The sequence below is a fragment of the Metabacillus sp. Hm71 genome (assembly GCF_051842955.2).
Classification (GTDB): Bacteria; Bacillota; Bacilli; order Bacillales; family Bacillaceae; genus Metabacillus.
Genome location: NZ_CM200278.1, coordinates 3,492,213 through 3,517,005, shown reverse-complemented (window position 1 = coordinate 3,517,005; position 24,793 = coordinate 3,492,213). Strand labels below are relative to the sequence as shown.

At 36.3% G+C, this 24,793-nt stretch carries 23 protein-coding genes; 19 read left to right on the top strand and 4 right to left on the bottom strand.

The annotated features are described in order from the left end of the window. Positions 1 to 192: 192 nt before the first annotated feature. The 4 genes from ACSVDH_RS17285 (at position 193) to ACSVDH_RS17270 (ending at position 6,384) form a co-directional block, all read left to right on the top strand. Entirely contained in the window at positions 193 to 2,553 is a 2,361-nt protein-coding gene (locus tag ACSVDH_RS17285; RefSeq protein WP_439251488.1) for an FdhF/YdeP family oxidoreductase, read from the top strand. Between the two features lie 744 nt (positions 2,554 to 3,297). Beyond that, positions 3,298 to 3,735 (top strand): DUF6376 family protein, encoded by a 438-nt coding sequence (locus ACSVDH_RS17280; RefSeq protein ID WP_299088458.1) that lies wholly within the window; start codon positions 3,298 to 3,300, stop codon positions 3,733 to 3,735. Between the two features lie 158 nt (positions 3,736 to 3,893). After that, complete coding sequence (fabF, locus tag ACSVDH_RS17275) at positions 3,894 to 5,129, top strand: beta-ketoacyl-ACP synthase II (protein ID WP_439251487.1); 1,236 nt, start codon at positions 3,894 to 3,896, stop codon at positions 5,127 to 5,129. Between the two features lie 157 nt (positions 5,130 to 5,286). Next, positions 5,287 to 6,384, top strand: coding sequence for a PRK06851 family protein (locus tag ACSVDH_RS17270; RefSeq protein WP_439251486.1), 1,098 nt, complete (start codon positions 5,287 to 5,289; stop codon positions 6,382 to 6,384). Between the two features lie 39 nt (positions 6,385 to 6,423). Here ACSVDH_RS17270 and ACSVDH_RS17265 read toward each other — a convergent pair whose 3' ends face one another. Further along, positions 6,424 to 7,107, bottom strand: a complete 684-nt coding sequence (locus ACSVDH_RS17265) for an SIMPL domain-containing protein (RefSeq protein ID WP_439251485.1) — start codon at positions 7,105 to 7,107, stop codon at positions 6,424 to 6,426. A gap of 164 nt (positions 7,108 to 7,271) precedes the next feature. Between ACSVDH_RS17265 and ACSVDH_RS17260 the strand changes: the two genes are divergently transcribed. After that, complete coding sequence (locus ACSVDH_RS17260) at positions 7,272 to 7,541, top strand: DUF1292 domain-containing protein (protein ID WP_439251484.1); 270 nt, start codon at positions 7,272 to 7,274, stop codon at positions 7,539 to 7,541. Positions 7,542 to 7,573: 32 nt separating this feature from the next. Here the strand turns inward: ACSVDH_RS17260 and ACSVDH_RS17255 are convergent, their stop codons facing one another. Then, positions 7,574 to 8,143 carry an NUDIX domain-containing protein gene (locus ACSVDH_RS17255; protein ID WP_439251560.1) on the bottom strand — a complete coding sequence of 190 codons (570 nt, stop codon included), beginning with the start codon at positions 8,141 to 8,143 and terminating at the stop codon, positions 7,574 to 7,576. 192 nt (positions 8,144 to 8,335) lie between these two features. Between ACSVDH_RS17255 and ACSVDH_RS17250 the strand changes: the two genes are divergently transcribed. The 8 genes from ACSVDH_RS17250 to ACSVDH_RS17215 all read left to right on the top strand — a co-directional run bounded on the left by ACSVDH_RS17250 (position 8,336) and on the right by ACSVDH_RS17215 (position 17,454). After that, positions 8,336 to 9,493 (top strand): CapA family protein, encoded by a 1,158-nt coding sequence (locus ACSVDH_RS17250; RefSeq protein ID WP_439251483.1) that lies wholly within the window; start codon positions 8,336 to 8,338, stop codon positions 9,491 to 9,493. 326 nt (positions 9,494 to 9,819) lie between these two features. Continuing rightward, complete coding sequence (locus tag ACSVDH_RS17245) at positions 9,820 to 10,854, top strand: LacI family DNA-binding transcriptional regulator (protein ID WP_439251482.1); 1,035 nt, start codon at positions 9,820 to 9,822, stop codon at positions 10,852 to 10,854. A 197-nt stretch (positions 10,855 to 11,051) separates the two neighbouring features. Then, positions 11,052 to 12,065 (top strand): Gfo/Idh/MocA family protein, encoded by a 1,014-nt coding sequence (locus ACSVDH_RS17240; RefSeq protein ID WP_439251480.1) that lies wholly within the window; start codon positions 11,052 to 11,054, stop codon positions 12,063 to 12,065. A gap of 14 nt (positions 12,066 to 12,079) precedes the next feature. Then, positions 12,080 to 13,324: an ABC transporter substrate-binding protein gene (locus ACSVDH_RS17235; protein ID WP_439251479.1), complete on the top strand. Its 1,245-nt coding sequence runs from the start codon at positions 12,080 to 12,082 to the stop codon at positions 13,322 to 13,324. A gap of 61 nt (positions 13,325 to 13,385) precedes the next feature. Continuing rightward, positions 13,386 to 14,327: a carbohydrate ABC transporter permease gene (locus ACSVDH_RS17230; RefSeq protein WP_299088442.1), complete on the top strand. Its 942-nt coding sequence runs from the start codon at positions 13,386 to 13,388 to the stop codon at positions 14,325 to 14,327. Then, entirely contained in the window at positions 14,327 to 15,154 is an 828-nt protein-coding gene (locus ACSVDH_RS17225; protein WP_439251478.1) for a carbohydrate ABC transporter permease, read from the top strand. Before ACSVDH_RS17230 ends, ACSVDH_RS17225 begins: the two co-directional genes overlap by 1 nt. A 281-nt stretch (positions 15,155 to 15,435) precedes the next feature. Further along, positions 15,436 to 16,404: a sugar phosphate isomerase/epimerase family protein gene (locus tag ACSVDH_RS17220; protein WP_439251477.1), complete on the top strand. Its 969-nt coding sequence runs from the start codon at positions 15,436 to 15,438 to the stop codon at positions 16,402 to 16,404. 126 nt (positions 16,405 to 16,530) lie between these two features. Continuing rightward, a complete protein-coding gene (locus tag ACSVDH_RS17215; RefSeq protein WP_439251476.1) occupies positions 16,531 to 17,454 on the top strand; it encodes a DUF1835 domain-containing protein in 924 nt (307 codons plus the stop codon). Positions 17,455 to 17,854: 400 nt separating this feature from the next. Here ACSVDH_RS17215 and ACSVDH_RS17210 read toward each other — a convergent pair whose 3' ends face one another. Further along, entirely contained in the window at positions 17,855 to 18,544 is a 690-nt protein-coding gene (locus ACSVDH_RS17210) for an MgtC/SapB family protein (protein WP_439251475.1), read from the bottom strand. A 226-nt stretch (positions 18,545 to 18,770) separates the two neighbouring features. Between ACSVDH_RS17210 and ACSVDH_RS17205 the strand changes: the two genes are divergently transcribed. Together ACSVDH_RS17205 and ACSVDH_RS17200 are read left to right on the top strand one after the other, a co-directional pair. Then, complete coding sequence (locus ACSVDH_RS17205) at positions 18,771 to 19,541, top strand: exodeoxyribonuclease III (protein WP_439251474.1); 771 nt, start codon at positions 18,771 to 18,773, stop codon at positions 19,539 to 19,541. A 48-nt stretch (positions 19,542 to 19,589) separates the two neighbouring features. After that, a complete protein-coding gene (locus ACSVDH_RS17200) occupies positions 19,590 to 20,231 on the top strand; it encodes a branched-chain amino acid aminotransferase (RefSeq protein WP_439251473.1) in 642 nt (213 codons plus the stop codon). 23 nt (positions 20,232 to 20,254) lie between these two features. On the opposite strand, the gene ppnP is transcribed toward ACSVDH_RS17200, so the two are convergent. Continuing rightward, complete coding sequence (gene ppnP, locus ACSVDH_RS17195) at positions 20,255 to 20,569, bottom strand: pyrimidine/purine nucleoside phosphorylase (RefSeq protein WP_439251472.1); 315 nt, start codon at positions 20,567 to 20,569, stop codon at positions 20,255 to 20,257. A 225-nt stretch (positions 20,570 to 20,794) separates the two neighbouring features. On the opposite strand from ppnP, the gene ACSVDH_RS17190 reads away from it, so the two are divergent. The 4 genes from ACSVDH_RS17190 (at position 20,795) to ACSVDH_RS17175 (ending at position 24,732) form a co-directional block, all read left to right on the top strand. Then, positions 20,795 to 21,937 carry a M20 family metallopeptidase gene (locus tag ACSVDH_RS17190; protein ID WP_439251471.1) on the top strand — a complete coding sequence of 381 codons (1,143 nt, stop codon included), beginning with the start codon at positions 20,795 to 20,797 and terminating at the stop codon, positions 21,935 to 21,937. Between the two features lie 154 nt (positions 21,938 to 22,091). Next, positions 22,092 to 23,447 carry an MATE family efflux transporter gene (locus tag ACSVDH_RS17185; protein WP_439251470.1) on the top strand — a complete coding sequence of 452 codons (1,356 nt, stop codon included), beginning with the start codon at positions 22,092 to 22,094 and terminating at the stop codon, positions 23,445 to 23,447. A gap of 407 nt (positions 23,448 to 23,854) precedes the next feature. Continuing rightward, positions 23,855 to 24,472, top strand: coding sequence for a YitT family protein (locus ACSVDH_RS17180; RefSeq protein ID WP_439251469.1), 618 nt, complete (start codon positions 23,855 to 23,857; stop codon positions 24,470 to 24,472). A 101-nt stretch (positions 24,473 to 24,573) separates the two neighbouring features. Beyond that, positions 24,574 to 24,732, top strand: coding sequence for a hypothetical protein (locus ACSVDH_RS17175; protein WP_518616727.1), 159 nt, complete (start codon positions 24,574 to 24,576; stop codon positions 24,730 to 24,732). The last annotated feature ends 61 nt before the right edge of the window (positions 24,733 to 24,793 follow it).

Genomic DNA, 24,793 nt, shown 5'->3' with positions numbered 1-24,793 from the left:
CTAATTTATTTAACAAGTATAATATCTAGAGAGTTTTATACTTATTTAAAACATATTTAATGAGTTTAACATTTCCTAGGGTTTGGATGATATTTGCTATAAAGGACAAGGATTATGGAGGATTTTACAGAATTAATTAAGTGAAACAAATAATCATTCTGACTTTCTTTCTATAGATTAGGAGTGAACAAAATGGGAGAGACAAAGCATCAAGGACCTATAAAAGCGACGAAAATACCACAACCAAAACATTGGGTTAGTCCAATTCCCTTCGGCTTAGGAAAAGTAAAACCTCAGCATTTTCGCGATACAATGAAAATTGCCTGGGACAATCGTGATAACATAGGCTATGCGACACGGATTTTAACACAGGGGGTTTGTGATGGTTGTGCATTAGGGGTTTCAGGTCTGTATGACCAGACACTTAAAGGACCGCATGTTTGTACAACACGTCTTAATGTCCTTCGCTTAAATACAATGCCGGCAGTAAAAGAAGACATTCTTCATTCTGACATTGATAAATTGCGGAAATATAGTAGTACTGAATTACGAAAATTAGGCCGTATTCCATATCCGCTTATCCGCCGTAAGGGTGAAAAAAGATTTTCGAGGATTACCTGGGACGAGGCAATGGATCTCATTGCAAAAAAAATGAAGAAATTGGATCCGAAACAATATGCGTTTTATTTAACTGCAAGAGGAATTACCAATGAATCTTATTATGTTGCTGGAAAAGTAGCTCGGTTTTTAGGAACAAATAATATAGATAATGCTTCACGAATTTGTCACTCGCCAAGTAAAACGGCACTAAAGCGTTCAATCGGTGTAGGGGCATCGACTGCGAATTATCAGGATTGGTTCGGGACTGATGTTCTAATATTTTGGGGTAGTATTGCTTCCAATTCTTCACCTGTTTCAACAAAATATATGCTTGAAGCTAAAAAAAGAGGAACAAAGATTATTGTGATTAATCCATATAAAGAACCAGCAATGGAGCAATATTGGATTCCCTCAAATATGGAATCAGCATTATTTGGGACAAAAATAGCCGATGACTTCTACCAGGTGAATATCGGTGGTGATATTGCGTTCATGTACGGAATTATGAAGCATTGGTTCGAAATGGAAGAAGCGGAATATGGTTCGGCCATTAACCACCAATTTGTTCAGGAGCATGTAAATGGATACGAGGAACTTAAGGCAAAGGTTCAAGAACAGTCATGGGATGAAATTATAAAATCCTCAGGGGTTACAAAAGAAAGAATGATTGAATTATCCAAGCTGTTAGCCAGGAGTGAAAATGCTGTATTTGCTTGGGCATTAGGCTTAACGATGCACTCTTTTGCTACAGATAATATTTCACAAGTAGCGAATCTTGCTCTTTTACGAGGCTTCTTAGGAAGAAAGAATAATGGCTTAATGCCTTTTAGAGGCCACTCCTCTGTGCAAGGCTCAGGTGAAATGGGAGCAGATCCCTTTGTTTTGCCAGGAAGCGGATTCGATGCCGAGAATATTAAGCGGATGGAACAGATATGGGGATTTGAGATTCCGCAATGGCAAGGTGATATTGTCGGTGTAACCTTAGAAAACATTTTGCTTCCAGACACGCATGAGCGTAAGATAAAGCTCTATTATTTATCAGGAGGAAATTTTCTGGAAACAATGCCTGACCCTGATTTTGTAAAAAAAGCCATATCTGAACTCGATATTCGTGTACACCAAGATATTATTCTAAACTCTTCCACTTTAGTTGATGCAAAGGAAGCAGTTCTTGTTCTACCCGCAAAAACACGCTACGAACAAGAAGGGGGAGGAACATCCACTTCAACTGAACGAATGGTTTATTTTTCTCCAGAAATTAAAGGAAATAAAAATAAAATTTTGGAGGCTCGAGCAGAATGGAAGATCTATATTGACCTTGCCAAACGAGTAAAACCTGAGACAGCCCACTTAGTTGACTTTAAAACTGGTCAAGAAATTCGCAATGAAATTGCTATTGCGAATCGCGATTATGATGGAATACAACATCTTAAGAAACAAGGTGATGTATTCCAATGGGGTGGAGCATGGTTATGTGAAGGCGGAATTTGTCCGACACCTGATGGAAAAGCGACTTTAATCCAGGTTGAGATTCCTGACTTAGGGAAGAAGGAAGGGCAATTTATTGTAACTTCACGTCGTGGAAAACAATTTAATTCGATGGTTTATAAAGAAACGGATCCCTTTAATGGAGCAAGTCGTTTTGATGTTTTAATGAATAAGCAGGATGCGCTTGAGCTAAGTATTACAGAGGGTGAAGGAATTGTCGTATATAATGGATTTGGAGTTTTTCAAGGCAAAGCAATGTTTGTTGATATAGCAAGAGGAAACATAGAGGTACACTTTCCAGAAGGGAATTTCTTATTGCCAAGAGGCAGATATGAAAAATACGCCGGCATTCCAGATTACAATATTACCGCTAAAGTAGAAAAAGCAGATCGTTTTAATGCGAGGAAGGATGTGCAATATTTAGAGAAACGTGTTGAAGAGTTGGAAATTGATGCACCTGGTTAGGAATTAATTGGCCATATCAAAAGGCTGAGTATAAAAGCATTGATAGAATACGGGGCTGGTTGTTATAGAGTCAGCCCCCTGTTTATTTATCGCAATCTAAACGTCCAGTAACCTCAATAGAAGGAAGTCTTACTTATTCTTCATCATTGATTTCACCATCACCAATTTCATCTTCCCCTGGTGCATCATCACAAGCAACAACAGATGTAGCCAAGATACCCGCAAGTAAAAGTACTAATAGCTTTTTCATGCCTTCATCACCACCTTTTTTAAAAATAAGTGTGTATGTAGGTTGTGTTATTATTGGATGAAATATGTAGTAAGCTACGGAAAATAAAGATGCAACAGTTATTGGAAATTAATTATATTTGTAATATTTTGAAAAAAATGCTTTAACACCCATGAAAACGTGATAAAATAGAAAAGCTCTTATTTAAAATTTGGGGGTTAAGAATGGACAAGAAAGCAAAGCGGTATATTGAATTATATGTGCATTTTTCACAAAACTTAGGAAGGTTTTTAACAAAATCAGAACAAGAATTTTTGAAGTGGCTTGTGATCAAAGAATAATTTATACATACTTTTTTTGAGGCTGTCTTATAAAGGTCTAACCTTTGCTTTTAGGCAGCTCTTTTTTTATAAGAAGGCTATGCAAGAATTCTTGAGTATAAAATTAAAAATTTGAAACTTTTCTAATAGTAATCCGTATATTTGATATAACCAATTACAAGAGGTGATCAATAGGTGAAAAAATTACGATCGGTTGCTGCTATTTTGTTAGTGATGATGTTAAGTGCCTGTTCTTTTTTAGAAGATGTGAACAATTCCGTTGATTATGTAAATGAAGCACAAGATTATCTTAATTCATTAAGTGATTTCGCTCAGGAAGCACCGCAACTAGTTCAAGATGCGGCAGTTGATTCAGAGGCAAAACAGAACCTTGAAGAGCAACTAAATACAGTAGTTGAAGAAATAAATACGTTTAATGAATTAGAGGCTCCTGCTATTGCAGAGGATATTCATCAAGATATTGTAAACAATAATGAAAAATTATTGGAAGAAATTAATACAGCAATGCAAAACGGAGAATTAGTTATTGAAGAGCTAGAGGATTCGGAAATTATGAATACAGTGAATGAGATAACCTCATTGATGGATTCAATAGAGAACTTAGAATTTTAAATGTGCTCACTGTGTGTGAGACTTTTTTTTTATAAAAAATTAGTATAGAATATACTTTACTACTAAGACCAAGTAACTACTATATTCAAATACTATTTTTATGATCATCAATTGATAAAATACTAGAATAAAGATAGAGTTGAAGGGGAGAAACAAAAATGAAAAAACGAGTCGTTGTTACCGGCATCGGAGCTGTTACGCCTGTTGGCAATGATGCATTTTCTTCTTGGGATCAGATAAAAAATGGGATATCCGGTATTGCGCCATTAACCCGAATTGATACTGAAAAATTCAATGTTAAAGTAGCTGGTGAAGTGAAAAACTTTGTTCCAGAGGAATTTATTGATCATAAGGAAGCTAGAAGGATGGGAAGATATATTCATCTTGCTGTTGCAGCAAGTAAGATGGCGATTTCTGATGCTGGTGTTCGTATTGGAGAGGATGTCGATCCTGAGCGAATAGGAGTATGGATTGGATCAGGTATTGGCGGACTTGATGAGTTTGAAGAACAGCATAAGAGGTATTTAGCAAAGGGTCCTAAGCGGGTAAGTCCGTTTATTATTCCAATGTTTATACCGGATATGGCCGCAGGGAGAGTTTCAATTGAACTTGGAGCAAAAGGAATTAATAACTGTTCAGTCACTGCTTGTGCTTCTGGGGCAAACTCTATAGGAGATGCCTTTCGTGTCATACAAAATGGCCATGTAGATATGATGGTTACAGGTGGAACAGAGGCAGCTATTACAGAAATGACAGTCGCAGGTTTTACAAACATGACAGCTTTGTCTACAAATCCAGACCCGGGTACAGCCAGCCGTCCTTTTGATAAAAATCGTGATGGATTTGTCATTGCTGAGGGTTCAGGTATTTTAGTATTAGAAGAGCTTGAACATGCGTTAGCACGTGGTACAAAAATTTATGGTGAAATTGTTGGATATGGAGCAACTGGTGATGCTTATCATATCACAACACCTGCACCTGAGGGAGAAGGTGGTCAACGTGCAATGAAACTTGCATTAAATGATGCAAATCTTAGACCAGAGAATGTGGATTATATTAATGCTCATGGAACAAGCACGTATTATAATGATCTTTATGAAACACAGGCGGTTAAAGAGGTTTTCGGGAAGCATGCATATGAACTCGCGATTAGCTCAACCAAATCGATGACAGGGCATTTACTAGGAGCTGCGGGTGCCATTGAGGCGATTTTCTCAATTATGGCAATTCAGGACGGAATCATTCCTCCAACCATTAACTATGAAACTCCAGATGACGAGCTAGATTTGAATTATGTACCAAATCTAGCGAAAAGAGCGGAAGTAAATGTAGTCTTATCCAACTCTTTTGGGTTTGGCGGTCATAATGCAACATTAGTTTTCAAAAAATATTAAAAAATGAATGAAAGAAAAGGGCTATCTCAAAGTGTTGAGACAGTCCTTTTTTAGCAGGGTCTTGAATAAAATCTGACAAACGAATGAAAAAATAGGCATTCACCCTTGTAAGATAATCTACATATGTTAGGAGAAAAGGCGGGAAAGGGTGATACAAATGAGTGCAAAAGTTCGCCATTATTATGCTGGCGGGAATACAGCGAAGGGGTTTTATAGTCTTTATGATTCGGTATTAGAGGATGTAGAACGATTGTATATATTAAAAGGGGGTCCTGGTACGGGGAAATCCTCGCTCATGAAAAGAATTGGCGAGTACATGGAAGGGAAAGGGTTTGATATTGAATACCTGCATTGTGCATCTGATAATCATTCAATTGATGGGGTCCTGCTACCGGAATATAAGGTTGGAATAGTCGATGGCACTGCACCACATATTATTGAACCGAAAGCACCTGGTGTCATTGAAGAGTATGTAAATTTGGGGGTTGCTTGGGACTCGCAAAAGCTTTCACTTAATAAAGAAGCGATTCTTCAATTGAACGAAGAGATTTCAAGTAAGTTTTCTATGGCTTATAAAACATTTGCTGAAGCGTTGCGTGCACATGATGATATTGAAGAAATTTATATATCTAATATGGATTTTGCCGAAGCAAATAAGCTTTCACAAGAATTAATTTCTCTTTTTTATGGTGATGACCAACTAGAAAAAAAACCAAGCATTAAGCATCGATTTTTAGGTGCTGCAACTCCATTAGGAGCAGTTGATTTTATTCAAAATTTAACGGAAGATATTGAAAAACGTTACTTTGTTAAAGGGAGAGCAGGGTCTGGTAAATCAACTATGCTTAAGAAAATTGTTGCCGCGGGTGAAGAAAAAGGCTTTGATGTCGAAGTCTATCATTGCGGCTTTGATCCTAATAGTCTTGATATGGTCATTTTGAGGGAAAAAAGTATTGCCATCTTTGACAGTACAGCCCCGCATGAGTATTTTCCAGATCGAGAATCAGATGAAATCATCGATATGTACGAAAGATGCATGACACCAGGGACAGACGAAAAATATGCAGAAGACATTGCAAGAACAACAAAAGCATATAAAGATAAAATGAAGGAAGCTATTTCCTACTTGGCAGAAGCAAAAGAGCTTCGAGATAAGCTAGAGGCTTATTATATTGAAGCTATGGATTTTGCCAAGGTAGAAGAGATTCAACAAGGCATCTTAAAGGAGATTAATGCGTTTATTGACGAGAAATAATATAGTTGAGGCGGTCAGATCATTTGACCGCCTTTCATACTAATACTCAAAAACAGCCGATACATTAGCCTCTATTTCAATTTCTCTCCTTTGTATAGGAGGAGGTGCTTGAAAGGATGCTTCTGCTGCAATAGATAAACTTAATTCCTTTGGTTTAATAACAGAAGGAGCTTCCGTTATTTTTACTGGAGGCTGTTGGATTGTAACACCAATTTGTTCTCCAAGCTTTACTGCTTTATCAGTGGCATTTTTCATTGCAAGCTGTAACGCTTTTTGGTAGTATGACTGTTCATTCGTGACTTCAAACCGCAAGCTTCCTGCCATATTTGCTCCAGCGGAAACGGCTGTTTTATAAATGCCCCCAGCTTTTTGAAGATCACGAACAGTTAGTTCGAAAACATGCTGAATTTGATAGCCTCTTAAGATTGATTTACCTTCGACAAAGTCATAGACTGGGTGGATGGTATATGATAATGTTTGAATATCATCATCAGTCATGCCAATTTTCTTAAGTGCCTCAATCACTTGTTGGGATCGTTTGGAATTTTCATTTTGTGCAGCCTCAACATCTTTATTTTCCGTCATTACCCCGATATGAATGATTGCTTTATCAGGCATAACCGTTAAACGTCCAGTACCCTCAACTATCATTTTACCTTGTGCCTGTCTAACAGATCTTACTGATGAACGATGAAATATATATGGTGTTTGAAAATAGTTCATGAAAATGACATCCTCTCTTTTTAATTTCCGAATTGCTATTTGAAAAGGATAAATGATCTATATAAACGTATGCTGCTAGACAATTTATGAATACAAGATTTCGAAGTGGAAAAACTAAATAAGGTATTTTTTGAAGCAGAATGTCTAGAAAGGATTGATTTTCCATGGATAAAATCGAAATAGGAGAAGTTTTTACAATTACAGATGAAAACGATCAGGAAAACGAAGTCGAAGTTTTAGCAGCGATAAATGTAGAAGGTACTGATTATGTTGCTGTTGGGTTTGTTGAGGATTTACAAGAAGAATCAGAAGAAGATATTGATGTCTTTTTTTTGATGGTAGATGAGGAAGGGGATTTCTCGCCTATTGAAAGTGATGAGGATTTTGCGAAGGTTTCAGCTGCATTTGAAGAATTGATGGATGAAGAGGAATAGAGAGGGAATTTCCCTCTCTAGTTATTGTATTTCTAAGATATTCGGAATAGGACATGGTCATTAAGTGATACTAGAGGTTTCAGATCTTTAAGCAATCCTTCGCTTTTTCCATTGTAAGCAAGATGGATGAGCCATTTAGTGAAAGGAGCAACATTCATTGATTCGGTCTCCTCTATACTGTAAAAACCTGCTTCATCTGCTTCCACCCCATCTGGAATAGGTGTTCCATCAAGATAATCCATAGCAAAAGCGATATAAAGGTTATGTACACTTCGCGGAAGGTCACGAATAGCCACAATACTTCTTATCTTAGCTTTAATTCCCGCCTCTTCTTCAACTTCCCGTACAATTGTATCCTCAATTGATTCTAATTGCTCAATATAACCACCAGGGTTCGTCCAATAGCCTTTTCCAGGATTTTGTGCTCTTTTAACCAGTAGAAATTTATCGTCTTTTATTACTAAAGCTCCGACGCCAATACTATAATCTCCCCAAAAGATAAAATCACAGTTCGGGCAGGCCTTTCTAATTGTTCCATCAATGTCCCGATTCTCCAATGCAATTCCACATTTTAAACAGAAATTTGCTGACAAATCTAACATCCTCTCTATATCAAAAAAATAAATGTAGTAGTCAAATTCGACATCCTGTATCATTCTCCTTTTCCTAATTCATTTTAAATTGAAAAAAGCTTATTTATCCCCTACGTTTTATCCAATTAGGGAAAAATAGTCTTTTGTCATCTGCTGAAAAAAATGGTAAATTTAAAAGAGATTTAAGTAGAAAAAGGAAGAATGATGATGAAAAAGCGATTATTTTGTTGGATGCTAGCGCCTCTTCTTATTATCGTTTCGATTTATACTTTTGTTCAATACAAATCGATTCAAAATGAGAATGCTGATTCAAAAAAGAAACAGTTTATCGAAGAAATGGAACGGCCAGCTAAGCTGTCAGAAACGCCAATTGCAGCCTCTACAGTAACTCTTTCTGCTATTGGAGATGTGCTTATTCATGATCGGGTATACAATCCTCAACATCTAGGAAATGACAAGTATGATTTTATGCCATTGCTTGCACCTGTTAAATCCTCTATCGGTACAGCAGATATAACGGTTGCGAATCAAGAGTCAATGATTGGCGGAGCAGGAATTGGCCTTTCGACATATCCTTCGTTCAACAGTCCGCATGAGGTGGGGAATGCATTAAAAGAAAGCGGTGTAGATATTGTTACGATGGCGAATAACCATACGTTAGATCGAGGTGAAAAGGCCATTCAGAATGCGATTGCCCATTGGAATAAGATCGGAATGCTTTATACTGGTTCATTTGTTTCTGCTAAGGATCAAACGAACATTCGAACAATCGAGAAGAATGGGATTATGTTCTCTTTTTTAGCGTATACATATGGGACAAATGGGATTCCTGTACCAGAGGGCAAGCCATATCTTGTTAACTTAATAGATGCGGAGAAAATAGAAAAAGAGATTGCCCTTGCTAAAAAGGTATCTGATGTTGTAGTGGTCAGTCTTCATTTTGGAAAGGAATATGAAAGGCTGCCAAATAATGAGCAAAAGAATATAGCTCGTCAAACCGCAAATGCTGGTGCTGATATTATCATCGGTCATCATCCACATGTGCTGCAGCCGATGGAATGGATCACAAGAGAAGATGGCAAACGGACCTTTGTCGCTTATTCACTTGGCAATTTCTTAACAGGACAAACAGGAGATTATAAAGACCTTGGCGGAATCATGCAAATTAAGGTCGAAAAGGTGGATGTGGATGGAAAAATGTCAATAACATTAAAGGATCCTGCATTCTTTCCAACTTTTGTAAATGAAAAATATGTAGTTTCACCTCTGAATCAAATAAAAAGCAAAAAAGCTGATTATGAAGAAATCAAAAAGCATATGTCACAATGGATGCCAGAGCTGACATTTTCACTGAAATAAGCAAAGCAATTTAAGTTGGTTTTCCTCCATACCTTTCATTAGATTAAAAATAATAAAAGAAAAGGGGAGAACCAACTCTAATAAATTTATATAGTAAGGCGAAAAATAAATTGACAATAATCTTGTTATGTAAACTAAAAAATACATTCTATTAATATAATAACAAATTAACCTCAACAGTAGTATATTTCACAATCACACTATGATGAACGCACCTCAATAATCAAAAAATTCTAAAAATAGATTGACTTCGTCTTTTCTCATATGATATAAATCAAATAGCTAGTAAATTATACAGAAGATACCAAGGATATGTGGTGATAAACATGAAAATTACGGCTAAAACAATTGCTGAGCAGCTAGGGTTATCCATTGCCACTGTCGATCGGGCACTAAACAATAGGGGAAAGGTTAGTCCTAAAACATTGAAAAAAGTGTTGGAGAAAGCAGAGGAATTAAACTATAAACCGAATATGTCAGCAAGCTTGCTTTCTCGAAAGAAAAACATTCTTATTGCGATAGTTTTTCCCGTTTATCCTGAATACTTTTGGAAGGAAATCGAAATAGGAATCATGAAAGCATATAAGGATTTACGTGACTTTGGATTTGAGATTGAGATTATACGAACGAAAAAATTTGATATTCAGGAACAAGTAAAGGTCGTGCAAGACATTATTCATTCTGGGAAGTACAATGGACTTGTTCTTTCAGCAAATGATGCAGCCCCATTAATGCAAGTTATAAATTCGGGAATTGAAAAAGGTTTCCCTATCTACACATTCAATAATGACTCTCCTTCAAGCAAAAGATTATCGTATGTTGGTGCAAATTATCAAGATTCAGGCCGTTTAGCTGGTGAGTTATTGTATCGATTTACACACACCTCAAAGAAATTCGCATTAATCACCGACAAAATAAATACATTTCAAATGCAACAAAAAGTAATAGGGTTTATTGACTACATAACACAATGCGATCAAATCGAATCAATTCGGCCGTTAAAGATCAGCAATTCGGATTTATCCAATTCAATCTTGGAATTAAAGAAAGATCTAGAACAAGTAGACGGAATTTATGTCGCCACTGGTGCTCTTGCAGAAGTAGCTAAGGAAATAGAAAAAATGAAGCTTTCAAAAAAACCAATCTTAATTGGGCATGATATGAATAAAGAAATTCATCATTATCTATTGAATGATATGATTACAGCTACGATCTGCCAGGACCCGGTTTATCAAGGTTCTTTAGCAGTAAGGAAGGCTTTTGATCATTTAATGCTGGAGGAGCCAATTAAGGTGGTAGAGGATATCGTAAAGCTTGAAATTGTAACAAAGGGGAATGTGAAATATTATATACATGATTGATGATCGCACCTTATTTTGGAAGCGTTTTAGATTTGCTGCTGATCTTTTTAAATGTGATAACAAAAGGATTATTCTTTTGTTTATTCAAAAATGAGGTACGATAATCAAAAATACTTGAAAGGATGTGGTGTTTGGAAAAATTTTTGATGAGATTAATTGATTTATAGATTCACAAAAATTAGGAGGATGATTGATGTATGAATAAGCTAAAAGTGATTCAAATTGGAGTTGGCGGCTTTGGTCAATCCTGGCTGACTATTTTAAAAGAATTCGCCGAAATCGAACTCGTTGCCCTAGTCGATGTTGATGCGATAAATATTCAGAATGCTAAAAATGTATTAAACGATAAATCTGTCCAGACATTTCAAAATCATATAGATGCCTTTGAGCAAGTTCCTGCTGATATTGCCATTATCATTACACCTCCGCAAACCCATAAACAATTGGCTCTAGATGCATTAGAAGCAGGAATGTATGTGTTCATGGAGAAACCCATTACCCACACCTTTGAAGAAGCAATTGAGCTAGCAAATCAAGCAAAACAATATGAGAAATTTATTATGATTAGCCAAAATTATCGTTGGAGACCAGAAATTGAAGCAATTAAAAATTGCATTCAAGAAGGAACGATAGGCGTTGTCGAATATGGGGAATGGAATTTTAGAAGGGCAACAAAATTTGGCGGCTGGCGTGATCAATATAGTGAGATTTTAATAGAGGATATGAGCATTCATCACTTTGATTTATTAAGGCATATTTTAGGGAAAGAGCCATCATCTATTTTTGCGAAAAGCATGAAGCCTTCCTGGAGTTGGTTTGGCGGGAATGGAGTTGCAAGCGCAATCATTAATTTTGATTATACACTTATCAATTATTTTGGCAGCTGGGTTACTCGTGGAAAAGAAACTTCTTGGAACGGAGAGGTTCGTCTTGTCGGCAGCAAAGGAATTGTTGAACTAATCGATGATGTGCCAATGATTACACTTGAAGATGGCATAACAACAGAGCTGGAGCTGCCAAACATGCGCTATACAGATCGGGAATTTTCCATTTACGAGATGATTCAGGCAATAAAGGAAAATCGAAAACCGATCACACATCTTGAAGATAATCTTAAGAGCTTTGCAATTGTCGGTGGAGCATTACAATCGATTAAAAAAGGGGAAGAAGTGACAATTTTTGAAAGTATAACCACTAAAGCAACTAAATAAAGGGGGCATTGTTAATGAAGTTGCAATGGAAGCTGTTATGCGGGCTTTTATTATTAATGGTCATTGCACTTGTTGGATGCAGCGATGGGGCAAGTAATGAAAGCAGAAATGATGGAGTGATAACATTAAAGGTTTGGGATTATTTGAGTCCGGATTCCCCATCGGAAAAAGAACAGTTAGAATTACTTCGTAAATACGAAGAAAGCCACCCAAATATAAAGTTTGAGCGAACGTACTTTCCATTTGCGGATTTAAAAACAAAGCTTCTACAAGGGATTGCCGGTGGTGAGCTGCCTGATATCGTGCTCATCGACAATCCTGATCATCAAGCATTCGCAGCAGCAGGGGTATTTGCAGATATTACGAAGGAAGTGGAAGAATGGGGAGAGGCTGATCAATATTTTGAAGGTCCAAGAGCCTCAACGATGCTTGATGGAAAGTATTACGGCATTCCTAATAACAGTAATGCACTTGCCCTTTTTTACAATAAAGATATGTTTAAAGAAGCAGGTATTACAGAACCGCCGAAAACATGGAGTAAATTGGAAGAAGCAGCGAAAAAATTAACGACAAATGACAGGAAAGGTTTAGCCATTGCAGCCACTAAAAGTGAGGAAGGCACATTTCAATTTCTTCCTTTTTTATGGCAGGCTGGCGCGGATTTAGATTCCTTTGGCAGTCCGGAAGCAATCTCGGCAATGAAATTTATTCAGAATATGGTGAAGGAAGGTTCGATATCAGAAAATATTGTGAACTGGAATCAGCAAGATGTTCTTGTCCAATTCCAAACTGGTAAAGCAGCCATGATGGTAAACGGTCCTTGGCAGTTACCCACTCTTAGAGAAGAATCGAAAGATTTAAACTGGGATGTTACCCTTATGCCGGAAGGAAAACAATCTGCTTCAATTCTAGGAGGAGAAAATTGGGCAATTTCTGCTACTACAGAGCATAGACAAGAGGCATTTAATTTTATCACTTGGTCTCAACAGCCTGACATTTTAGGGCCAATGCATGAACTTGGCGGTCGTTTGCCAAATCGAGAAGATGTTGCTGACGATAAGAGATATGAATGGAATAAAGACGAGCAATTGCAAGTTTTTGTTCAACAAATCAAAACGTCAAAACCGCGTGCTTACGGAACAAAATATCCTGAAATTTCAACGGCAGTTCAGGAAGCAATACAACGATCAATCACTGGTGAGGATGTTGAGAAAATAATGAGAGAATCTGCTGAGAAGATAGAGCCTTTATTACCATAAAGGATTGAATTCTTTTAGAATAATAGCTTCTAAACGGTTAGAAGCAAAAGGAGGCAATACTATGGAAGCAGATACAAGAATCGAAACGAATAAAAAGATTGGTACCGAGATGCAGGTTGGACCATTTATAAAGAAAACTCTCCCTAAATATTTATTCATTATACCTGCTTTTCTTTTCGTAGTTATTTTTATGCTTTACCCAATTTTCTATAATATTTTTATTAGTTTTCAGGACTTTACGATCTATAATTTGAAAGGAGAAAAACCTTTTATAGGAATTGAGAATTACAGACAAATTTTTCAAGATGAAAGATTTCTACCTGCCTTGAAAAACACTGTGATTTATACCGTTTCCTGCATCGTTTTTCAGCTTTCGATTGGATTTTTATTAGCATTGTTTTTTAATCAGCGATTTCCGCTCCGTAATTTTTTTCGTTCGATATTGCTTTTAGCTTGGATGACGCCATTAGTTATAACTGGTACGTTATTTAAATGGCTATATGATGTTGATTATGGTGTTATCAACTATTTTCTTGTCCAAATCGGCTTGATTAATGAGCCGATTAACTGGTTGGGGCAACAAAGCACTGCGTTAATCGCAATTATTGTCACGAATATTTGGATAGGAATTCCTTTTAATATGATTCTTTTATTGTCATCGTTGCAAGCGCTGCCAAATGACGTATATGAAGCTGCAAAAATAGATGGTGCATCAAGGCTTCAGTCCTTTTTTAAAATCACGGTTCCGCTGATGAAGCCCGCCATTTTGGTTGTTCTCGTTCTAGGAATAATCTACACATTTAAAGTGTTTGATATCATCTTGATTATGACCGGGGGAGGACCGGTAAATGCTACACAAGTTTTACCGTTTTTTGGATATGAACTGGCATTTGTAAATTTTAAGTTCGGACTTAGCGGTGCAGTTGCTACGATTATTCTATTAATCTTAACATGCATTTCCCTTATCTATTTATATTTGATCAGGAAGGAGGAGACAATGTGATGAAATATACTACTAGAGAATATGGGATGTTTTTCATCGCACTTGTCATAACACTGGTATTTTTATTTCCAATTTATTGGATGATAACCACATCTTTAAAACCAATACAAGACGTATTTGCTACCCCTCCAATGATCTTTCCTGAGACAATTCAGTTTGATGCGTACATTAAAAATATAATCGAGGATCGTAGTATATTACTATACTTAAAAAATTCATTCATTATTGCAATTGGAACAGCAGCCCTTACTCTTCTATTGGCATTGCCAGCAGCATATGCCATGGCGCGTTTTAAGTTAAAGGGAAGTGGGATCTTTTTACTTATCCTTCTTGTTACACAAATGGTGCCTGGGGTAATGACAGCGATGCCGCTATTTATTTTGTTTTCAAAGTTTAATCTTCTTAATAGTTATGCAGCTTTAATTATCGGAAACACAACACTTGCATTACCATTTGCGATTCTGATCATGCGCCCGTTTTTCCTATCCATTCCTAGAGGTTTGGAGGATGCAGCAGTTATAGATGGTTGTAATCGGTTTACTGCATTTGTAAGAGTTGTACTACCTTTAACAAAACCTACTTTACTTACAGTTGGAACGTTCAGTTTTTTATTTGCATGGGGAGATTTAATTTTTGCCTTAACTCTTGCAATGGATGAAAAAATACGCCCTCTGACAATGGGATTAACTAAATTTATCGGTCAATATGGAACACAATGGGATGGACTAATGGCGGTGTCTACCATTGCCGCTGCCCCGATAATCATTATGTTTATCCTCTTGCAAAAATATATTGTAAGCGGAATCACAGCAGGATCTGAGAAATAAAGTGAAAATTCATTCAGTGGCGTTTTTTCACTGAATGGTAATGAAACTTATTACGCTTAGTACGCCACCTTCTGTGGCTTTCGCCTGACTTGGACGTCCTGTCCTTCGTCGAATCTTTACGGGCAGTTTATCCTCATCCAATTTTTTATACTTATTAAATGGCTGAAATTTTTTATTAAGGTCTTACTGTCCGTTAAGAATGGGATAAAGGAAGAATAAGATTAATGAGCAGACAGTATGAAATAAACAACATTTTCATTTATGTAGAAGGAGAGATTGAGATGAAACTTGGAGTTTTCGCTGTATTGTTTTCAGAAAAGTCATTACATGAAGCATTGGATTATATTAAGGAATCCAGACTGGATACTGTAGAAATTGGCACAGGTGGATATGTAGGCAATGCCCATTGCAATCCTGCAGAATTATTGGCTGATCAAAGAAAGTTAGCTGTTTTTAAAGAGGCATTCCAATCTCGTGGCATCCAAATTAGTGCTCTTAGCTGCCACGGTAATCCTCTGCATCCGAATAAAGAAATTGCGAATGAACATCATTGGGTTTTTCAAGATACTGTAAGACTTGCTTCGAAGTTAGGGATTGAAAATGTTGTAACTTTTTCAGGATGCCCTGGAGAATCAGACTTTTCCCTGCATCCGGTTTGGATCACATGCCCATGGCCGAATAATTTCTCTGAGGTTGTTGATTGGCAATGGAGAGAAAAGGTGATTCCATATTGGCGCGAGCAAAATCAATTTTTAAAAGAACATCATGTTCGTGTTGCAGTTGAGCCACATCCAGGCTTTGTCGTTTATAATACGGAAACATTGCTTCGCTTGAGACATGAGTGTGGCGAACAAATTGGTGCTAACTTTGATCCAAGCCACTATTTTTGGCAAGGGATGGATCCTGTTGCGTGTATCAAAGCACTTGGCAAGGAAAATGCGTTATTCCATTTCCACGCAAAAGATACAAGAATTGATGGTCAAAACAACCTATTAAATGGTGTATTAGATACAAAAAGCTATAAGGATATCGCAAACCGCTCTTGGGTATTCCGTACTGTAGGTTATGGTCATGGTGAAGATACGTGGAGAGAAATCATTAGCAGCCTGCAAACAATCGGGTATGAAGGTGCGGTTAGCATCGAACATGAAGATGGGCTAATGAGCATTGAAGAAGGATTTACAAAAGCGGTTGAATTCTTACAAGATAAATTAATTAAGGAAGGAGCAAAAGAGCTGTGGTGGGCTTAACTAATAAACAAGTAAGAATCTGTATGGTTGGTTATAAGTTTAAGGGGAAAGCACATTCACATGCTAATTTTTCTTTGATCTGAAGGTTGAATCTGTTAGTGATAAGCATTAAGAGGTGAAAAACAGATGATCCATATCGTAAATGGCGATATTCTCGCAAGTAAATTACAAGGATTAAGCGGTAAAATTATGAGTTGGAGGGAAATGTATGATTTTGGTCCTTTCCATTCTTCATGGTCAAATGAGGAGTTAATAACGAGAAGGGCCGCTTTTTTTGATGAAAAGCTGGAAATCCCTTCATCATTATTCAGTGCAATTTGTCACAAGCAATTAGCTCAGCTTTCTGAGATCCCGCATGATGAGGAAGTTGTGCTCTGGTTTGAGCATGACCGTTATGATCAAACGATGCTCATGTACATACTTACACAATTAGCGAACCAGCATCATCTAAATATATCGATGGTTAGTGTTAATTCTTATCCAGGTATCTCTCCCTTTTACGGATTAAGTCAATTACATGGTAATCAATTATTGGAGCTTTTTCACAGTAGAAAAACCGTCTCAAGTAAGCAGGTAAATGAAGCTGAAGCGGGGTGGAGAGTTTATACTTCGTCCGATTCAGAGGAGGTAAAAAAGTGGGTAGCAGATATTGATCATGAATTGCCTTTTTTGTTAGATGTATTAACAAGACATGAAAGCTATCTTCCTTCAGCTAAAACAGGATTAAATATAATTGAAAGCATAGCTCTTAATGCGATTGCAACAAAACCAGTTTCTTTTAGGGATTTATTTCATCAAATTGCTCCTTCTTTGAAGGATGAAGGTTTAAGTAATCTGCATCTATCTGCGTTGTTAAATGAGTTAGTAAAAGGTGATCAAGCATTACTAAAAACCAATGGCTTGCTCCCAATGTATGGTTCAGAACAGCATAATCCAATATTGACTATTACTTCTTTTGGCGAACGTGTTTTGTCTGGGGAAGCAAATCGGATTGATTTGATCGGAATTGATTGGTGGATTGGTGGAGTTCATTTACAGCATCTAAAATAAACAAAAACCTCCAATTGTGACGTCAAACAGCCACTGGTGGTTTTATTGTTGCCAGGAAATTATAAAATTCTTGAACTGTGGCTAAGCGCTCACGTATAAGCTCCAGCGCCTAGCCCCTCTAGAATTGAAGGCAAAGAGCGCCTTATTTGCCCTAGGCTGAACAAGGCGTTTACGCTTTTGTTAAAGTTTAAGAAGTATAAAATTTTGTACTTAGTTTTAGTGTCTAGCTCCAAGCACCATCGGCGAAGCACAGGATGTGCAAGTGCAGTCAATGCGACAGGACGTCGCGTTTTTGACTGCCTCTAGGGTTTAGTCAAATAGGAATTGAAGGTAAATAACACCTTCTATTCCTATTTGACTTATGCTTGTCGCCGAATGCTAGCGCCTTGCGCTTTTTTTATTAGAGAGATTCCATTTCAACATTAATGACATGCTTGATTTGCTTTAATGAGTAATAGACATCTGTCACATATAAATTTTCATTAACGATCAGGACTAGCTCTAATTGCTGCATCTCACCTTCTTTTATATCCTTTACTCGCACTTTTTTCGCTTTCATTTTTTTAAGCTTAAGCTCCTTAAGGATATCAGTCATTTTATCGTGTTCATCAACAACAATTTTAACTTTTAGTTCTCGTTCTCTAAGGGATTTTGGTCCGATAAACTTAAAAATAAACGGGATAATCTCCACACTTACGATTAACAACAATGTTGCGATCGATGCTTCAATCCAAAAGCCTGCTCCGCAAGCAATTCCTATTCCACCTGCACCCCAAACCATTGCAGCGGTAGTAAGTCCTGAAATCATATCATTATTCCTTCTTAAAATCACACCCGCTCCAAGAAAACCAATCCCGGAAACAATTTGAGCTGCCAGCCTTAAGGGATCCATTGGTCTTACATAGGATTCAGCAAATTTTTCGGAAGCTTCAATTGAAACAGTTGTTAATAAGCAGCTGACGATTCCAATCACTAAGCATGTTTTTAAACCTAACGGCTTTTTCTTTAACTGACGCTCCAGTCCAATAATAATAGATAAAATAGTTGCTATGGTTAAATTAAAGATAAAAGAATTTGGCTGTAATATCATATTTGATCTCCTATTTTTTTTATTATTTTTCCATAAATTCATATGAATATTTATCCCAATCTTAACATGCAGTAAACCTATAACAATGGAAGCATTTCGTATTTACTCTGTTAATGGGTAATTTGGGACAATAAAAACTATTACTAACTATAGTATATAAAAATAGCAATTTTGCCACTAAATATATATAATTATAGGACATAATAGAAGCGGGGAGCACTCAATAATGAAACTTGTATCATGGAATGTTAACGGGATTAGAGCATGTGTGAAAAAAGGGTTTTTTAATTACTTTAAGGAAATGGATGCGGATATCTTTTGTATCCAAGAGTCAAAATTACAAGAAGGTCAAATTGAATTAGAGCTTGAAGGGTATCATCAATATTGGAATTATGCGTTACGAAAGGGGTATTCAGGCACCGCCGTTTTTACAAAGCATAAACCGATTTCTGTTTCTTACGGGCTAGGTGATTCTGATCCTGAACCAGAAGGAAGAATCATTACATTAGAATTTGATCAATATTATTTGATCACTGTCTATACACCGAATTCAAAACGAGATTTGTCAAGACTTGACTACCGATTAGAATGGGAGGATCAAATACTCGACTATTTACTAGATCTGGATAAAATCAAACCGGTTATCCTTTGCGGAGACCTCAATGTTGCACATCAGGAAATCGATTTAAAGAATCCAAAATCAAATCACGGAAACTCAGGTTTTACTCAAGAAGAACGAGGAAAAATGACCTCTTTACTCGAAGCTGGCTTTATTGATAGCTTTCGGTTTCTATATCCTGAAAAACAGGATGTCTATACGTGGTGGTCTTATATGAACAAAGTCAGGGAACGAAATATCGGTTGGAGAATTGACTATTTTATTCTTTCAAAAAAATTGGCTGGATACTTAAAAGATTCTCAGGCACATTGTCACGTATTGGGTAGTGATCATTGCCCGGTATACATTGAACTTGACCCTACATTTAATTTAGTGTAAATGGGTATAATGATAGAATAAGGAAATTTTAGCTGGAGGATAGAAAAATTGTTAAAAGATGTATTAAAACAATTTATCGTAACAGAAATTGAGAAACTTCAAAAGAACCAACAAAAGGGTGGAATAGTTGAAATTTACAAAGAGGAAAAAGACTATATTGAAATGCACCAAATAATCGATGATAATCTTAGAGAAAACTTTATCTTCAAAGAAAAAAAGCCGATCACTCGTTTTGATGATGCATATATAGAACGAGGGATAAAGGAAACAGAAGAAGTAATAGATACAGAGACATCCTCTTTTTTAACTAGACCTATTAAGTATTTAAAAGAGCATATGGATGAATTCATTTATATCGAAACGAAGTGGCTTGAATTAATAGGGGTTGATGCGCTTTCTTTAGAAGTCGATGATGTTTTCAAAACATATGATGCTTTGCTTGGCCTTAAGCTTCAGAAGAAGCATGAAAAGGTGATTAGAAACTATCTCATTAAAGAATCTGTTTGTAAGGATGTTTCATTTGATCTTATATACAATCAAAAGGATGGCATGTGGGATTTGAATGTATCATTGGAATGTCTTCAAGGTTTTAACGAAGAGATTACCTTAGGTGAGGCGATGTGTATCATTTATCGTTTTCTTTTTAAATTAGTTGAAACGGTCGAGGAAGAGAAAATGTCGACGAGATAACCGTCGACATTTTTTATGCTTGATTATTCATTTATATATGAACAGCAATAATCAACAACTGTATTTGCTTTTACTTGAAATGTTTCATTTGCAGGAACGTAAAACACACCGCTTCCTTCAATTGTTTTCCAATTTTCACCCTGAAGTTTATATTCCAATTTTCCTGAGACAATTTCCATTTCTTCCTTTACACTTGTTGCAAATTCATATTCACCTGGCTGCATAATGCCTAATGTTTTTCTTGTACCGTCGGCAAATAAAAGGGTTCTGCTTGAAACCTTTCCCTCAAAGTAAATATTTGCCTCTTTTTCAATCGTAATATTTTTAAATTGTGACATATTTTAGCTTCCTCTCAAAGTAGTATAATTTAATTTATCATAAAATTATGAATAATAAAATATTCGTTATAAAAATTTAGAAATTCTGAAAAATTTGATCAAGTAACGTGTAAAAGCGTGATTTTTTTCAAAATTTCAATTAGGAACTCTTACCTATTTACCGCCATTCTGATAAAATCAATATAATTAAATTTCATCAGTAGGAAAGAAAGAAGGCAATACTTCATGGAATCGTTTTTACAACTTCATCAGAAAGAAATGCTGCTATTCATCAAAAGGCTTGTAAATATTGATAGTGGTTCTCATAACAAGAAAGGTGTCGATTCAATAGGACAAATTTTGGAAGATTGCTATAAAGAGTTAGGCTTTAATGTTTTTATTGAGGAGCAAGAGGAATACGGTAACCACCTAATCATTGAGCATAAAGATGCAAAAGAACCGAAGATCATTATTCTCGCTCATATGGACACAGTGTATCCAAAAGGCACGGCAATGGTAAGGCCATTTCATATCAAAGGAAATCGGGCTTATGGCCCCGGTGTGATTGATATGAAAGCAAGCCATGCGGCTCTTCTGTATGCAGTTAAGGCATTGAAAAATGAAGGGTATAAAGGCTATAAAAACATTCGATTAGTCTTTAATAGTGACGAGGAAGTCGGTTCACCAACCTCTAGAGAAATTATTGAAAGGGAAGCTAAAGGAAAAAAATATGCTCTCGTTTTAGAGCCGGCAAGAAAAGATGGTTCAATTGTTTCTGCTAGAAGGGGAAAAGGAAATTATACACTTATTGTGGAAGGAAAAGCAGCACATTCAGGGATTGAACCTGAAAAAGGCAGAAGTGCAATTGAAGAGTTAGCCCATAAAATCATTCAATTACACGAACTTTCCGACCATGAGAAAGGGATCAGTGTAAATGTCGGGTTGATTGAAGGCGGCTCAAGTGCAAATACCGTTTCAGATCATGCTGAGGCACATATTGATGTCCGGATAAAGGAAATGAAGCAAGTCAAATTATTAGAAAAACGTCTTGAAAAAATTTGTTCATCATCTGATGTTGCTGGTACAAAAATCATTCTTGAAGGTGAAATGAATCGCCCGCCAATGGAAAAAAATAAAAAAACCTGCAAGTTGCTTAGTATTATTCAAGATGTTGGCGAAGAATTAGGTGTCGAGATTGAAGACACAGCTACTGGTGGAGGTTCTGATGCCTCGTATACGTCTTCACTAGGTGTAGCAACCATTGACGGATTAGGTCCAGTTGGCGGAAATGCTCATAGTGAAAAAGAATATTTGGAAATACCGAGTTTAGTGGAGCGCACATTATTATTAGCAACCGTTATTGAACGATTATCTAGATCAGAAGGGTGAGAAACGTTTTTCTCTCCCTTTTTCTGCTTGACAGGGATAAATTAAAGTTCTAAAAGAAAAAAATAATGATAATATTATAGAATGCGTTTTCATTATCTGGTAAAATCATTAAAAACAAGAAAGAGATTGTCTAGATTTAAAATTAATAAGGGAGATGGGAAAAATTTTTGATCAAGCAGAAAATGGGCTGTCAACGAAGAAGATTCTAAGGTTCTTTGTCCCCTTAGGGTTATCTGCTAGCTTAGTAACGTTTTCCCACATGATTATTAATGGGACGTTAACAAGGGGAGAAAATGCAGAGGTTGTTATTGCAAGCTATGTCATCGCAATGAGTTTATTTGGGATTACAGAACGTCTCGGTGTCTTATTGAGGAATGCATGCTCGGCACTTGTTAGGGACAGGGTATCGTTTAAAGTAATGTCTGCTGTTGCGGCATATGTCGTAGCAGCTTTAATGATTGTGGCTGGAACAATTGCTTACACTCCAGCAGGGAAATGGATATTTTCAACCTTCTTTGGAGCAGATTCCAATATGATCGTTCAAATAGTCGATGTTTATCAAATTCTTATCATCGTCACCTTTTTTTCTGCGATCCGCTGTTTATTTCAAGGGGTTATCATTTTAAATAGACAAACGAAATGGCTGACAATTGGCATGATCATTCGGTTAATTGTCATGTATGGATTATCCCTTCTATTTATTCGATCAGGTAATATTAATGCGCAGACAGGAGCAATCATCTTTTTATCAGGAATGATCGTTGAATGTCTGATAAGTTTTATCGAAGGGCGAGCATTGGTCAAAAAAATGGTAGATAATGATGAACAACATACAATAACGAAGAAGTCGCAAATTTTTAATTTTTACAATCCTTTAATCCTCTCATCTCTCATTATTGTAATGGTAGGACCAATTATTAATTCCTTTTTAGGTAAAACGAGTGAAATAGAGTTAGCGATTGCTTCATATGCAATTGCTTTAAGTATTGCTCAGCTTTTTTTAAGCTTTTTTAGTTATATTCATCAAATTGTTTTAACCTTTTATAAGGATCATCCGCAAAAAGTGCAGAGGTTTACATTAATGATTGGATTTATTCCAACTTGTATATTAGCTGTTTTTTGCTTTACACCTATTGGAGGATATGTAATTGAGCATGCATTAGGTGCTAATGAACGCTTGGTTGCTGCAAGCTTGGATAGTTTAAAAGTGTTTATGCTTATGACACTTGTTTTTCCATTTATTGATTATTGTAATGGACTGTTAATGGTAAGGAAGCAAACAAAAATTATGGTTATTTCCCAATCAACCAATTTATTGTTTACCTTCCTCATTTTATTGCTAACTTCAAGTCTATTTCCTTACTGGAACGGAAAGATCGGTGCATTGGCTCAATCAATTGGAATGCTGGCAGAGTTATGTGTTTTATTTGTGATCATTAATAAAATCGAAAAGAAAGCAAACAATAGCCATCAGCTGAAACATAGGGAGAATAAGTATGTAAATGGATAAGGAAGAGGTATCATATATTTTAATCGGTTAAGCTGCCACTTATGAATGGCAGCTTATTTTTTGAGTTTTGGCCAGCATAAGCCTTACTCATGATTAACGATCAGCTCAGAATTGTTATGTACAATACAACAGTACGCTAAGGTGAAAAGAAAAGGAATAAGTATGTGAGACTCAGCTAAAGTGTCATAGGGAGAACTAACTGACACACTGAAGCGAGAAGGATTCTGTCGGCACGTATAAAAGCTAAAAGCTGAAGCAAAAAAATAACAGATATGTTTTTTTACAGAGCGAAGAAAAATCCATACAAGATATCATCTGGAGGTGTTTTACGAAGTCCTTTTTATTGTTTATGGTAAAATAAATTGTCTTATATTTTCATATTTTAATGACAGCTAGGAGATCTGCAAATGAATATACTTGTAAAATGTATCATACTTGGAATTGCCGCATCTGTGCAAGGCTTAGCAATGGCTGTTTTTTTATTTCCGCACTTTATACCCTCAGGTGGTGCTGCAAGTCTTGGGGTATTATTAAATATCCTATTGAATATTCCATATGCCTATTCACTTTGGTTTTTAAATGCCGGGTTGTTACTTGCAGCAGTAAAATGGCTCGGTAAAAAGAGTGCGCTGTGGACAATGTACTGTGTAACCGTTACATCTTCGGTGATTAACTGGATTTCCCCGCTGATTAAAGATCCATTATCTTATGTTTTACTTGATATTGCTTTCGGATCAGTTTTCTTTGGTTTAGGGTTAGGAATATTGTTCCGAATGGGAGCCTCTTCAGGCGGAATGGATATTTTAGCCTTGATTCTTTCAAGGGCTTTTGGATTTTCACCAGGCAAAGCACTTTTTTTGATTAATGGAATCTTATTAGGTATAACAGGAATTGTTGTTTCATGGAACATTATTATTTACGCATTACTTTGTCAATTTATTGGGACAAAGGTATTAGATGCAATTTACAAGCTTCCTGTTAAATCAAGAAGTTTAAAAGCTCACAAGGAGCAAGAAATATTTTAATAAAAAAATATTTTTGGCCAACCCTAATAAATGCCTAACAATTTTTAGTTCTTATTATCATTAAATAAATTGTAACTAAAAAACAGTTAGGATGAAGGTTAATGGCAAAAAGATATCGCGGAAAATCACTGAAAAAATTACCTTCTAAAGGCAGAGGTACATGTCCGATTTGTGGGAGAACGAGAATAAAATTATTATATCCATATAAAAGAGAAGGAAATCAATTGCTAAATGTATGCAAAAATTGCCGAGATAAATAGGAAGTCTTTAGAACAATCTAACAGTGTCAACGTGAAAACGTTGACTTTTCTTTTTCTAATG